Annotated in this window: 7 protein-coding genes; all 7 read left to right on the forward strand. The window is 61.1% G+C overall.

Annotated features, from left to right (window positions below):
- Nucleotides 1-137 precede the first annotated feature (137 nt).
- Nucleotides 138-3,260, forward strand: coding sequence for a TonB-dependent receptor (locus AB7849_RS18715; protein WP_369501514.1), 3,123 nt, complete (start codon nucleotides 138-140; stop codon nucleotides 3,258-3,260).
- A 371-nt stretch (nucleotides 3,261-3,631) separates the two neighbouring features.
- Nucleotides 3,632-5,779, forward strand: coding sequence for a beta-glucosidase family protein (locus tag AB7849_RS18720; protein WP_085990492.1), 2,148 nt, complete (start codon nucleotides 3,632-3,634; stop codon nucleotides 5,777-5,779).
- Between the two features lie 64 nt (nucleotides 5,780-5,843).
- Nucleotides 5,844-7,199: a GDSL-type esterase/lipase family protein gene (locus AB7849_RS18725; RefSeq protein ID WP_008217407.1), complete on the forward strand. Its 1,356-nt coding sequence runs from the start codon at nucleotides 5,844-5,846 to the stop codon at nucleotides 7,197-7,199.
- A gap of 75 nt (nucleotides 7,200-7,274) precedes the next feature.
- Nucleotides 7,275-9,524, forward strand: coding sequence for a beta-glucosidase family protein (locus AB7849_RS18730; RefSeq protein ID WP_008217410.1), 2,250 nt, complete (start codon nucleotides 7,275-7,277; stop codon nucleotides 9,522-9,524).
- Nucleotides 9,525-10,298: 774 nt separating this feature from the next.
- A complete protein-coding gene (locus tag AB7849_RS18735; RefSeq protein WP_037102855.1) occupies nucleotides 10,299-11,492 on the forward strand; it encodes a glycoside hydrolase family 27 protein in 1,194 nt (397 codons plus the stop codon).
- A 191-nt stretch (nucleotides 11,493-11,683) separates the two neighbouring features.
- A complete protein-coding gene (locus AB7849_RS18740) occupies nucleotides 11,684-12,742 on the forward strand; it encodes a LacI family DNA-binding transcriptional regulator (RefSeq protein WP_037102858.1) in 1,059 nt (352 codons plus the stop codon).
- 14 nt (nucleotides 12,743-12,756) lie between these two features.
- Nucleotides 12,757-14,097 carry an L-fucose:H+ symporter permease gene (gene fucP / locus AB7849_RS18745; protein ID WP_439822721.1) on the forward strand — a complete coding sequence of 447 codons (1,341 nt, stop codon included), beginning with the start codon at nucleotides 12,757-12,759 and terminating at the stop codon, nucleotides 14,095-14,097.
- The last annotated feature ends 1 nt before the right edge of the window (nucleotide 14,098 follow it).

Genomic DNA, 14,098 nt, shown 5'->3' on the forward strand with positions numbered 1-14,098 from the left:
CCCGATGGGTGAAGGGCAGATCCACCGCAGGTGTTGATGTGGTGCGGTTTGGCGGGGAGAGATCACGGAATCAGGTGATAACCCTGCGTAAAAGTCTGCTGTCCGTCAGTATTGCGGCGGCTGCATCATTGGGGGGCGTGACGTATAACGCCGCTGCGGCACCAGCTGGCGGTCAAGCCGCGCCGCAGAACCAGACCACCAGCCAAAATACGCCGGCAGATGGATCCAGCTCGGCGCAACTTGGCAAGTCAGAGAAAAAGGCTGGCAAACCGGTCACGTTGCAGGCGCTCCAGGTGGTGGGCATTCAGCGGTCGCAGATGCAGTCGATCGACCTCAAGCGTACGGCACCCGGTATTCAGGACAGCATCACCGCGGTCAGTATCGGTCAACTGCCGGACATTACCATCGCCGATTCGCTACAGCGCGTCACTGGTGTACAGGTCGATCAGACCGCCGGCGAAGGCACGTCGATCAACATCCGCGGCTTGCCTGAAGTGCAGTCTCTCATCAATGGCGAGTCCTTCCTCAGCGCGGACAACATCGACAGCAACCAGCCGAACTACGAGACGCTGCCCTCGGAGCTGTTCTCGGGCGTCGACGTCCTGAAGTCTGCCACGGCGGACAACCTGACCTCCGGCATCTCGGGCACCGTGAACCTGCGTACCCAGCGTCCCTGGGACCTGCCGTTCGGGTGGACGGTCGCCGGCACCGTCGAGGGTGGCCGCGGCAGCGTCTCGGACAAGACCAAGCCGGACGGCAACCTGGAAGTCGGCTACAACGACGGCGGCAAGTGGGGCATCCTGGTGGGTGCCTCGTATTCGGACTTCGTCCATAACTGGGGCACCCAGGGCTGGCAACCGAACCAGACCGGGGTAATCGCGGGCGAGAACGCGCTATCCGCGAACGGCCCGCTGGGCTATCTCGACGAGGCGGGCACCTGGGACAACAAGTTGAGGCCGTCGCAGATCGTGGCGCTACCGGGCGGCGCGGTGGACGTGAATGGCGACGGCAAGTCTGACGGCGCGTTCTACAGCCCGCCACGCCTGTATGCGGCCAACCAGCTGATCCAGCCCAAGCGCACCGGCCTCAACGCCGCTTTCCAGTACGACTTCGGCAATGGCTTCAACCTGACCGCCGACGGGTTCTACAACAAGGAAGACAAAACCAGCCTGATCGCCAGCATCTACGCGTTGCCGGTCAGCCAGCAGGCACCGACCAGCCTGCCGGCGCAATCGATGCCGACCAACGCCATCCTGACCAGCGGCGCCGCGGCCGGGCAGCGGTTCTACACCGTGCAGAGCTATAACCTCTGGCCCGGCGACGTGGAACCCGAGTCGACCGGCAACCTGGTGCAGTCGATCGCGCGTAACTGGAACCTCAAGCTCAACTACGACAACGGTGGTGCGTTCACTGGCAGCGTCCGCTACGTCAACGCGACCGCCAGCCAGGCGATGAACAACGCCACCATCGACCTGTCCAACGGCGATGGCTCGCAGTGGCCGACCACCATGGTGGGCACCGGCGCGCTGGCGCCCTTGCCGCCGACCGAATACGCCGGTCCGAACGGATTGTATGCGTTCAACCCGAATGGGTTACCGGCTTACGCGTACCCCATCAACTACAACCTGACCGGCAAGAACCCGGTCGTGAGCATGCCGGCGGCCCTCCAGCAGCAGCTGGCTAACGAGAGCAGCTACGTCGCCAAAAGCATCTACGGCAACAGCAGCCAGGCGCACTCGGGCATGAACATCTTGCGTGCCGACGGACACTATCGGTTCAACGACAACGTCAACGTGGACTTCGGCCTGCGCAGCAGCATCCGCTCGGCCTATCTGAACACCTACGACTACACGGCTTTCCAGTATGCGGGTAACGGTGCTTCCGATCCGCAGGGCTGCCAGATGCGGTGGACAACCTCCGACCTGCAGGCCAACGGCGGTGGCGTGGCGGGCGCGTGCACCGCAGGCAACGCCGCCGGCGAGGCCTATCGCGGCAACCTGCAGACGGGCCCGCTCAGTCAGCTGCCCAACATCCTCAGCGGCAACGTCGAGAGGCTGGTTAACCCCGGCCAGGTTCAGGGACTGACGGGTTGGGCGATCAACCCCGATTCCATGAAGAACCCCTACCAGTGGTACAACACGGTCGAGGGCGGCAACGCAGCGCTGGACTTCTTCCCGGGAGACAGTTGGAACGTGCTGCTGAAGGAACGCACCGCCTACGGCCAGTTGAACTTCAACGGTGACGTGGGCGACCTGGCGTTCAGCGGCAACTTCGGTTTGAAGTACATCCACACGAACCTCGGCGTGACGCAGTTCATCTCGGGGGGCAGCCTTCCCTACGGACTCAACGCCCCGGCCTTGGGCACCTTGGGCACGCATCGGTCGTACAACGACGTGTTGCCCGCCTTCAACCTGGCGCTCGACCTCACCCCGAGCCTGATCCTGCGCTTGGCGGTGGCGAAGAACATGATGCCGCTGACCCTGGATCAGTGGGGCGGCGGACTCAGCCCGAGCTACCAGATAACGACCCTGCCCAACGGGCAATCGGTCGAGGCGGTCACCGGAGCGACCTCCAGCGGCAATCCCAACCTCAAGCCCTGGCGTTCGACCAATTCCGGGGTTTCGCTGGAGTGGTACATCAACCCGAGCAGCATGCTGAGCTTCGACTACTTCCACATCAACGTGGCGAGTTTCATCTCCAACAGTAGCGTCGAGAATTGCTCGCTTCCCGACCAGGACGGCGTCGTCCGTCGCTGCGTGCCGGTCACCGAACCGGTGCAAGGGAATGGCGCGATTCTGCACGGCTTCGAGGGCGATTACCGCCAGGCGTTCACGTTCCTGCCCGGCGTGCTGTCGCACCTGGGTGCCGAGGTCAATGCCACCTATTCGCCCAGCGCGATTGGCCAGAACGACCTCGCCGGGCATCCGGTGCCGTTCCAGGACAACTCCAAGAAGTCGGGCAACCTGGTGCTGTGGTACCAGGATGACCGCCTGCAGATCCGCGTTGCCGAGAACTACCGCAGCAAGCGTGCGGTGCAGTCGAACTACGCGGGTGTGCAGGGCTTCGAGGTGTACCAGACGCAGACGCACTACCTCGACGCCAGCGTGAGCTATCAGGTCAACCACAACTTCCAGGTGTTCCTGCAGGGTGAAAACCTGACCAACGAACGCCAGCAGTTCTATCTGGTCTGGCCGAGCGAGAAGTACTACTCGAGCCTCTCCGAGCGCTACGTCATGGCTGGCGTGCGGTTCAAGCTGTAAGCAGGAACTACGGCAGGGTGCTATGGATCAGCAAGCCTGGGCGTTGATTGCGGAGCCGGCAGCGGGACGGCTGCGGCTCCGCAGCAACTGTGCTTGCATGGCGTGGCTCTCCCCAAGTCATGCAAGCACATCTATCGCGTGAGTTTATGCGGGGCTCGATGGGCGTATCGCAGACGCGTTGGTACCGAGCTCATTAGTGCTTGTTGGTTGCGAGGTGGCGCCGAATGAATGCGTGGAGTGATGGTTTCTTTTTGCGGCACCTGAGTTGGCGAGTAGGCGGAATTGCCGCCGTGGTCGCGTTGGCATGTGGAAGCATGGCATGCCGACCCGCCCGGGCTAGTGCCGTTGACGATTCGACAGCACCGAAGTGGATGGACACCGCACAATCGCCGGACCAACGCGCCAAGTTGGTTATTGATCAGCTAACCCTTGATGAGAAGATTCAGTTGGTGCATGGGGTTGGTTGGGACGTCCTCATGAAAGGCGGGCATGGCGCCGGCATCGCGGATTACAATTTCGGCGCGGGTTACGTGCCGGGCAGCAAGCGTCTCGGTATTCCCGCGATCAACCTGGCGGACTCGGCCGTGGGCATCGCGCTCGGAGCGATACAGAGCCGTTACTCGACGCTGCTTCCCTCCGTACTCGGGCTCGCTTCGAGCTGGGATCCGGAGGCAGCCGAACGCTATGGTGCGCTGATCGGACTCGAGCTGCGTGAGCAAGGCTTCAACATGTCCATCGGCGGCGGCATCAACCTCGCGCGCGAACCACGCGATGGACGGACCTTCGAATTTTCCGGTGAGGATCCGTTGCTCGCCGGCGCGACCGTGGGAAACGTGATCAAGGGCGTGCAGTCCCAGAATGTCATGGGCGACATCAAGCACTATGCACTGAATGATCAGGAAACCGGTCGGATGGGCCCCGGCGGTACCGCGGGCTTCAATGCGGTGATCGACAGGCGTGCAGCGCATGAAAGTGACCTGCTGGCCTTCCAGATCGCCATCGGCATCGGGCATCCATCGGGCGTCATGTGCTCCTACAACCGTGTCAACGGGGTGGACGCTTGCGAGAGTCCTTGGTTGCTTACGCAGGTGTTGAAGAAGGAGTTTCGGTTCAAAGGATGGGTAATGTCCGACTGGGGCGGCACCCACTCGACGGTCGCGGCTGCACTGGCGGGACTGGATATGGAAATGCCCGGCGACAAGTATTTCGGGAGCGCACTGAAGCATGCGGTGCAGGCCGGAAAAGTACCGATGTCCAGGCTGGATGACATGGATTACCGCGTGCTGCGCAGCATGTTCGCTGCGGGGGTGATCGACCATCCGGTGGTGCCTCGCGCGGTGGTCAATCCATTCGCGGGGCGTCGCAGTGCCGAGCGGATCGCGGAAAAGAGCATGGTGCTGCTACGCAACGAAGGCGGTGTATTACCGCTCAACGCATCGGGCGTTCGATCCATTGCAGTCATTGGCTCGCACGCGGACGTCGGCGTGCTCTCCGGTGGCGGCTCGGCCCAGGTAGATCCGCCGGGTGGCAACGTGACCACCCCGAAGCCCGGCCGCCCAGGCTGGAATGAAGTGGTGTATTTCCCGTCCGCAGCGCTCGAATACATTCGCCAGCACGCGACGCATGCGCATATCGCATTCAACGCGGGTACGGATGTGGTGGCCGCGGTTGCGCTGGCGCGAAAGTCGCAGATTGCGATCGTGTTTGTGAACCAGCCGATGCGTGAAGGCATGGATCGGCCATCGCTCGGGCTACCTGGCAATCAAGATGCGCTTGTGTCCGCTGTGGCAGCCGAAAATCCGCACACGGTCGTGGTGCTCGAAACCGGTGGCCCGGTCACGATGCCATGGGTCGACAAGGTGCAGGGCATTGTCGAAGCCTGGTACCCGGGCATCGGTGGAGCGCAGGCGCTTGCCAATTTACTGTTCGGCAACGCGGACTTTTCGGGCAGGCTTGCTATCACATTTCCGCGCACCGACAGTCAGTTGCCACACCCGCAGATTGCCGGATTGACCCCCGCGATGTATGGCACGGAAACCGGGGCCTCGCCATTGAGCCATAAACCGTTCAAGGAATTCGATGTCGACTACAACGTTGCCGGGGCGAGGGTCGGGTACAAGTGGTTCGAATCAAAGAATCTCACGCCCTTGTTCCCTTTCGGGTACGGTTTGTCCTACACGAGTTATGCCTTTTCCGGTCTGAAGGTTGCCGCGGATGGCAGCGCCGCCCGCGTGACCGTGAAGAACACGGGGCTCCGCGCCGGAACGGAGGTCGCCGAGGTCTACGCGCGGTTGCCGAAGGCCTCCGGCGAGGACTACCAGCGGCTGGTGGGCTTTGACCGCGTCGCGCTGGCGGCGGGCGAGTCGAAGACGGTGACCATTCCACTCAATGATTTATGTTTGTCGATCTGGAGTACGCAAAAGCACGTAATGGAGCGCGTACGCGGCACTTACACGATCATGGCCGGATCGTCCTCGTCCAGCACACCGCTCAAGGCAACCTTCGTTGTCGCGCGCTGAGGCTCGTTGCGCCTGGCGCGGACGTCGAGTAGCGGGTGCCTTGCGTTGTCTGCGGCCGCTCGCAATGGTGCTGGCGATCTGCGTCATGTCGGCGCAAGCCGGCATCGCGCGCGCCGCAAGCCAGGAGTGGGTCGCCACGTGGGCGCAGGCGATGACGTCGAGCTTCACCTGTGCGCGGAGCACCGATGCGCATGCGCTCACTGCGACGTGTGACATCGCGTCCGAGCACGACCCCATCTTGCGCAAGGCGACCCTGCGCCAGGTGGTCCGTGCGAGTCTTGGTGGAAATGTGGTCCGTATTCGGCTCTCCAATTATTTCGGCCGGATGCCGCTCACGGTGTCGGCAGCCCACGTTGCGCTTGCCAGCGGGCCTGCTGGTGGGTTCACGATTGCGCCGGCCAGCGATCGCGGTTTGACGTTCTCCGGGCGAGACTCGGTCACCATCGCACCGGGGGCCGTGGTCACCAGCGATGCGGTGCGGTTGCGGGTGCCGTCCCTGGCCAGGATGGTGATCAGCCTCTACTTCGCCGGCGCGGCGCCACTTGCCGATGTGCATGCGATGGAACACGCGTCCACGGCCGCCGCCGTGGCCGGCGATGCGGTCGGCGCGGATTCGCTGCGCGGACGTACCGATGTCATCGGCACGCTCGGAAAAGACGCGCGCCATCATGTTTATGTGCTGGACGAAGTCGACGTGCACGCATCACCCGGCACCCGCGCCATCGTGGCCTTTGGCGATTCGATCACGGACGGCGCCTATGCCAGTGCCCCGGACAAGACATGGCCGGGTGTGTTGGCGCAGCTTGCGGATGCGAACGCCGAGCCCGCGGCCGTCATCAACATGGGTATCAGCGGCAACGAGCTGACCGTGGATCAGCCTGGTAATCCGGGTTACGGCGTGTCTGCGCTCAAGCGCTTCGAGCGTGACGTCATTGAGCGTGCGGGTGTAACCGATGTCGTAGTGCTGCTCGGCATCAATGACGTTGACCGGGGCACCGATGCCGCCGGTTTTCCGAACGGCGCCTCCTTTGGTGCGATTGTGGCCGGGTATCGGATGTTAATCGACATCGCTCACGCGCATCACCTGAAAATATACGCGGGCACCATGACGCCGTTTGCCGGATTCCGCGCTCCGGGTTGGTATTCGCCTCCGAAGGAGGCCATCCGTGCGCGCGTGAACCGATGGATACGCACGTCGAGTGCCTTCGATGGCGTGATTGATTTCAGCCACGAGTTGGCCGGTGCGTACAAGCCTGGCCCGCTCGCAGCACGGCAGGTTCCCTTGCCGCCTGGGCTCGCAAGCATCTGCGCTGGCGATACGGGCCTTCATCCTAACGATCGTGGCTATGCGGTCATGGGTACGTTCGCTTATGACACGCTTTTTTCAGGGCACCTGTTGCCACGTCGTGGTTGTCGTTGATTGCATCGGGGTCGCAGCGCCGGTCATTAGCCATCCGCGCAATGCATGCATACGAATTTCATTGGAGGGCAGAACATGTCGGTAACGAAGGTGCTGGGAACGCTGTTGACGTCATCGATTCTCGTCGCGGCCGCGGGAGTAGCGTTCGATGCGGAGGCCACACCCGCGACGGTGCCGGCCGCCGCCGCCGCGCGACCCTGGATGAATGCGTCGTTGTCGCCCGATGTCCGCGCCGATCTGGTGATCAAGCAGTTGACGCTGGCCGAGAAGGTTCAGTTGGTGCACGGCACCGGTTGGGCTACGTTGATCCCGGGGAATCCCATTCCGAAAGGTTGGAATTACGGCGCGGGGTACGTTCCCGGCATCGAACGCCTGGGTATTCCGGGTATTCATATGGATGATTCGGCGGTGGGCGTGCGTGGTGCCGCGAACATGAGTCGTTATGCGACGCTGCTGCCTTCGACAGTGGGTGCTGCAGCCAGTTGGAACCCCAAAGCGGCGTTCCTTTATGGGGCCGTGATCGGGCGCGAATTGCGCGACCAAGGTTTCAATATGTCGATTGGTGGTGGAGTCGATCTTGCGCGTGAGCCGCGTGATGGGCGCACCTTCGAATATGCGGGCGAGGACCCCCTTCTGGCCGGCACCATGACCGGCAACCTCATCAAGGGCGTGCAGTCGCAGCACGTGATGGGGGACATCAAGCATTATGCGTTCAATGATCAGGAGACTGGTCGGTCCTACTTCAACGCGGTCATTGGCGATCGCGCGGCGCAGGAAAGCGACCTGTTGGCGTTTCGCATTGGCATTGATATTGGGCACCCGGCTGGCGTGATGTGTGCGTACAACCGTGTCAATGGCATCTATGCCTGTGAGAATCCTTGGCTGTTGACGCAGGTATTGCGCAAGGACATTGGATTCAAGGGATTTGTTGTGTCGGACTGGGGCGGTACCCATTCGACAGTGGCCTCTGCGCTGGCTGGACTGGATATGGAAATGCCGGGCAGTCTCGATGGGAAGAGTCATTTTGGAGCGGCGCTGGAGCAGGCCGTGCAAAGCGGGAAGGTGCCGATGGCGACGTTGGACGAGATGGACCATCGCATCCTACGAAGCATGTTCATGGCGGGGGTGGTCGAGCATCCAGTTACGCCGCGCCGGGTCGTCAATCCGTTCGAGGGGCGTGATGATGCCGAGCACATCGCCGAGGAGAGCATCGTCCTCCTGCGCAATAAGCATCATTTGCTGCCGCTGGATGCGGAGTCCGTTCACTCCATTGCGATCATCGGCGCCCACGCGGACGTTGGCGTACTGTCGGGTGGTGGTTCGGCCCAGGTGGACGCTCCTGGAGGCAACGTGATAGACCCGCACGCGGGTGGTGCCAAGTGGGGCGAAACCGTTTACTTTCCCTCGTCTCCGCTGAAATACATCCGTCAGCACGCGCCACATGCCACAGTCGCGTTCAATTCCGGTGCGGATATCGCCGCAGCGGTGGCCTTGGCCCGTAGTTCACAGGTTGCAGTCGTGTTCGCGCAGCAGCATATGCTCGAGGGCATGGATCGTCCCACATTGGCGCTGCCGGACAACCAGGATGCATTGATTGAGGCCGTGGCTGCGGCCAATCCCCGCACTGTAGTCGTGCTCGAAACCGGCGGCCCCGTCACGATGCCCTGGGTCGATCGCGTGCAGGCGGTCGTCGAGGCTTGGTACCCGGGTATCGGTGGTGCCCAAGCGTTAGCCAACCTGCTGTTCGGGAACGTCAATTTTTCGGCCAAGCTGCCGGTTACGTTTCCGCGTGGTGAAGGCCAACTGCCGCATCCCGTGGTGACGGGGTTGACCGCCGACGTGTTCCACACCGAACTCACCGATGCTCAAGCGAAAGTTGAGCCATTCGATGTCGATTACAACAAGGCTGGCGCCGCAGTTGGTTACAAGTGGTTTGAACGCCAGCACCTTTCCCCGTTATTTCCATTCGGCTTCGGGCTGTCCTACACGACCTACGCTTATTCAAACCTGAAGGTAGATGCGGACGGCAAGACGGCGACCCTCACTGTGACAAATACCGGTCGGCGTGCTGGAACGGAGATTGCCGAGGCGTATGCACTATTGCCGAAAGCGTCCGGTGAAACGTACAAGCGCTTGGTCGGATTCAAGCGTGTGAGCTTGGCGCCAGGGGAGGCGCAGACCGTAGCGATTCCGCTGAACGAACTGTGCGAGTCGATTTATGGCACTCAAAAACATGCGTTTGTGCGCTTGCCAGGTACGTACACGATTTTGGCCGGACCCTCGTCCGCGAATACGTTGCTCAAGGTGACTTTTAGCGTGCGCTGAACGTTGCGCGTACGCGAGTTGAGGTACTACAGGCCTGTTGGCGCTCGCGTTGTCTTTGCCATGTCGTTCTCCTTGCGTGGATTGAATTACACAGCAAGGGGGACGTTTTTCGAGGGAAGGATGGGATTTTACCCGGCACCAGCAGCTATCTCTCGCTCGGCTTGATCTGGTGGCTGCGGCAACAGGAGAACGTGAGAAGACATCAGTCTTCCGACTTGTCGATGTCGGATGGAGATGGGTTGTTGGGTCATGCGATCGGCCTTGCATTTTTCAAATCGGTACGAAATAGATAGGTGACGTTACTAACAAGGACGCCGCGAAGCGCTATGACCTAGCAGTTGATAATCCAGTACTTCCTTGTTGGTGCGCAATTGTGAGTTAGAAACAGTGGGGATTGGGCGACGTTTGGTAATTGCCGGTGTGAGACCGACAGGTGAATCCATGGACGGGTGCGTGCAAGAAGGAACGACTGGTCGGGCGCGTCAGGCGCTTTGCGTTATGACTTAAGCTGAGCTGCTGTTGGTTGATTCGCCGAATCTTCCCAAAATTCGCGGGCCGATGAATGTTGCAGTTCTGCGAGGAGGATCGGTCTCGTAGATCTGTTGCCAAAACGGGCTGCAATGTTGCATGTGAATGTCGACTAGCACTAGCTGCGCGTAGGTACTTCCAAAATATTCATCCGACTTCTTGGTGGGTGAAGAGAGCCTATTTGTAAAAAGCAACGGAGTCTCCCGGAGTGTGTTTCCTCCATTCAATCAACAGGTACATTTCATCATGCATTCGTTTTTCCGCGTGCTCGTTATCATTTCAGCAGTCATGGCTACTCCGGCCTGGGCGGCCTCGTCGGTCGCCAAGACTCCGCCGATGGGGTGGAATAGCTGGAATTACTTTGGCGGTAAAGTTACCGGTGCAGATATACGAGCCGCTGCCGACGCCATGGTTTCCAGTGGCATGCGAAGCGCTGGCTACAAATACGTAATTATTGATGATACTTGGCAAGGAAAACGTGATGCTCAGGGACGCTTGCAGCCTAACGCGCGGTTTCCGAACATGAAGGCGCTAGCCGATTACGTGCATTCGCGAGGTTTGAAGCTGGGAATCTACAGTTCACCTGGCCCTACTACCTGCGCCGGCTATGCGGGCTCCTATGGCCACGTGGTGCAGGATGCGCGGAGTTATGCCAAGTGGGGTATCGATTACTTAAAGTACGACCTGTGTGGGTTCAGAGGGGTCGTGAAGGCTAGGTATCCGAAGGATCGGAAGGCGCAGATGCTTATGATGCGGGATGCCTATGAGTCAATGCACAAGGCATTGGAAGACACGCGCCGTCCAATCGTCTACTCCTTGTGCCAGTACGGCTGGGATGCGGTTTGGGACTGGGGTGCCAAGGTCGGCGGTAACCTTTGGCGTACGACAGGAGATATCAAGCCTACATGGAAAAGTATCTACACCATTGCTTCGATGCAGGTGGGGCTTGAACGCTTTGCAGGGCCAGGGCACTGGAACGACCCCGATATGCTCGAGGTGGGCAATGGGTCGTTGACGCTGGCTGAGAATCGCTCCCACTTCAGTTGGTGGGCCATGCTTGCGGCGCCGTTGATCGCGGGGAATGACTTGACACATATGCCGCGCGAGATACGGGACATCCTAACCAATCGCGCCGTCATTGCTGTGGACCAAGATCCTCTCGGAAAGCAAGGCACACGTGCCTACGCAAGCGATCAGATGGAGGTGTGGACACGGTCTCTGGAGAATGGTGCGCTGGTAGTCGCAGTTTTCAATGTTGGCAGTGATCGCGACGTAAAGCCGTTTCATCTGGATATGCACAAACTTGGCTTGGCCGGCCCACAGGATGGCATCGATCTATGGACGGGCCGGCATATCACACTTGGCGATTCGACACCGATAGGCTTGCAAAGTCATGACGTTCTTATGGTGCGCATTGCACATCCGCAGCGAGTCGATTGAGATCGCCGCCCAGCATGGAATGCTCCATCGGTCCTGCATGGGCTTTCATCCAGCCTCCTGACTGGAGTTGATTTTCGTATTAAAACCCGATTCAAATTATGGCCGCGTTCAAGGTTAATGTGACTCGTTGACATAATGAAAACTTGTATTTTATTTCTCGATTATCCATGTTAAATACGGAATATTCTCAAATGACTTCCGATCTTATCATTGAAGATCGACGTAACGTCACATTGGCCGATATAGCTGAAATTTGTGAATTATCACGTAGTACTGTCTCATTGGTACTTCGCAATAGTTCTTCAGTGAGTAATCGAACCCGTGACCGCGTGCAGGATGAATTTCTCAGGCAGGGCTATGTATATAACCGTGCCGCCGCCAATCTGCGCCGCCGCACCTCATCCAGCATCGCGCTGGTACTCAATGACCTGGCGAACCCGTTCTTCGCCGAATTCGCCGCGGGCGTGGACGAGGCCGTGGCCGCAGCCGGTTTCGTCACCTTGCTCGGCAGCACTGTCGAGTCCACTGATCGCGAGCAGGCCGTGCTCGGTTCGCTGGTCGAACATGGACCCGGCGGCATCATCCTGTCGCCGGCCGAAGGCAGCGACGCACGCAAGGTACTGGCGGCGGTCGGCAGCCACATGCCGCTGCTGCTGTTCAACCGCGAACTGGATGGCAGCGTGCCCGAGATCGCCCACTGGGACACGCTGGCGCTGGACAACCAGCGCGGCGCGCAAATGGCCACCGAGCATCTGATCGCACTGGGTCACAAGCGCATCGCCTTCTTCGGCGGCCACCGCGATTCCAGCTCGTGCCGCCAGCGCCGCGAAGGCTATCGGCAGGCAATGCACGCCGCGGGACTGCGCGTGGAATCGCACTGGATGGTCGAGAGCGCACCCACCCGTCTGGATGCCGCCCACCAGACCGGGGCACTGTTCGCCGGCAAGACCTCGCCCACCGCAGCGGTCTGCTACAACGACGCCGTGGCACTGGGCCTGATGCTGGGCCTGTACCAGCACGGTCGTCGCCCCGGCCATGATTTCGCCATCACCGGCTTCGATGACATTGCCGAGGCGCAGGTGAGCATGCCGCCGCTCACCACGCTGTCCACCGTGCCGCGCGAACGCGGCAAGCAAGCCGCCGCGCTGCTGATGCAACGGCTGCAACATCCCGACACGCCCGTCGGCCACACCATTGCACCGGTGAAGCTGGTCGTGCGCGACAGCAGCTGCCCACCACCTACCGTCTGACTGGGGAAATACGCATGGCCTTCACCGCACCGCCTGCCAGCAAGTCCACGCCCGCACCGGGCGGAGGCCAGCGCTATACCGACTTCCCGATGGCGCTGGGCGTCATCACCACGGTGTTCTTCATGTGGGGTCTGCTGACTGCACTGAACGACATCCTGATCCCGCACCTGAAGTCGACGTTCCAGCTCGACTACGCCCAGGTGATGCTGGTGCAGTCGACTTTCTTCGGCGCGTACTTCCTGATGGCGCTGCCGGCCGGCAAGCTGGTCGCCCGACTGGGCTACAAGAACGGCGTGGTCGCGGGACTGGCCATCGCCGGCATCGGCGCGCTCGGTTTCTGGCCGGCCGCCGCGTTGCATCTTTACGGCGCCTTCCTGGGCGCGCTGTTCGTGCTCGCCACCGGCATCACCGTGCTGCAGGTGGCTGCCAATCCGTATGTGTCCCTGCTCGGGCCGGAGCGCACCAGTTCCAGCCGGCTCACCCTAGCCCAGGCGCTCAACTCGCTGGGCACTGCACTGGCACTGTGGTTCGGCGGCAAGCTGATCCTGTCCGCCGTGGTGAAAAGTCCGACCGACATCGCCCACATGGCCGGCGCCGACCAGCTTGCCTACCAGGCGCAACAGGCGCATGCCGTGCAGGGGCCGTACATCGGCTTGGCCATCGTGCTGTTCCTGCTCGCCGTATTCGTGTGGCTGTTCCGCCTGCCCGCCTTGCGCGAAGCCACCGACCAGGCCGACGTCGGCCATCACACCTATGCCGACGTGCTGCGCCACCCGCACGTGCTGTTCGGCGTGCTCGGCATTTTCTTCTACGTCGGCGCGGAAGTGTCGATCGGCAGCGCCATGGTCAATTACCTGGCGATGCCGGACATCGGTCACATCAGCGAGCAGCAGGCGGCTTACTACACCTCGTTCTACTGGGGCGGCGCGATGATCGGGCGCTTCCTCGGTTCGTGGCTGATGGCGTTCCTGTCACCGCGCAAGCTGCTGAGCGTTTTCGCGGTGATCAACGCGCTGCTGGTGATCACCACCATGCTCAGCCATGGCGACGTGGCCGTGGTCAGCATCATCGCCATCGGGCTGTTCAACTCGATCATGTTCCCGACCATCTTTGCGCTCGGTATCGAGCGGCTAGGGCCGATGACCAGCAAGGCATCGAGCCTGCTGATCATGGCCATCGTGGGCGGTGCGGTCATCCCCTACCTGCTCGGCGTGCTGGCCGACCACATCGGCCTGCAACACGCCTTCATCCTGCCGTTGCTGTGCTACGCCTACATCGTGTTCTACGGCGTCTCCGGCTCGAAGATCCGCACGCCGACGCCTGTCGCGGCACCCATCACGGAGGCGTCCGCCTGAC

Origin of the sequence: Rhodanobacter sp. FW021-MT20, from assembly GCF_041107475.1 — a bacterium.
GTDB classification, from domain to species: domain Bacteria; phylum Pseudomonadota; class Gammaproteobacteria; order Xanthomonadales; family Rhodanobacteraceae; genus Rhodanobacter_A; species Rhodanobacter_A glycinis.

Excerpts from the sequence above, each read along its gene's own strand:
- AB7849_RS18720 (WP_085990492.1), top strand. The coding sequence starts at position 3,632 with ATGGACACCGCACAATCGCCGGACCAACGCGCCAAGTTGGTTATTGAT.
- AB7849_RS18725 (WP_008217407.1), top strand. The coding sequence starts at position 5,844 with ATGGTGCTGGCGATCTGCGTCATGTCGGCGCAAGCCGGCATCGCGCGC.
- AB7849_RS18730 (WP_008217410.1), top strand. The coding sequence starts at position 7,275 with ATGTCGGTAACGAAGGTGCTGGGAACGCTGTTGACGTCATCGATTCTC.
- AB7849_RS18735 (WP_037102855.1), top strand. The coding sequence starts at position 10,299 with ATGCATTCGTTTTTCCGCGTGCTCGTTATCATTTCAGCAGTCATGGCT.
- AB7849_RS18740 (WP_037102858.1), top strand. The coding sequence starts at position 11,684 with ATGACTTCCGATCTTATCATTGAAGATCGACGTAACGTCACATTGGCC.
- fucP (WP_439822721.1), top strand. The coding sequence starts at position 12,757 with ATGGCCTTCACCGCACCGCCTGCCAGCAAGTCCACGCCCGCACCGGGC.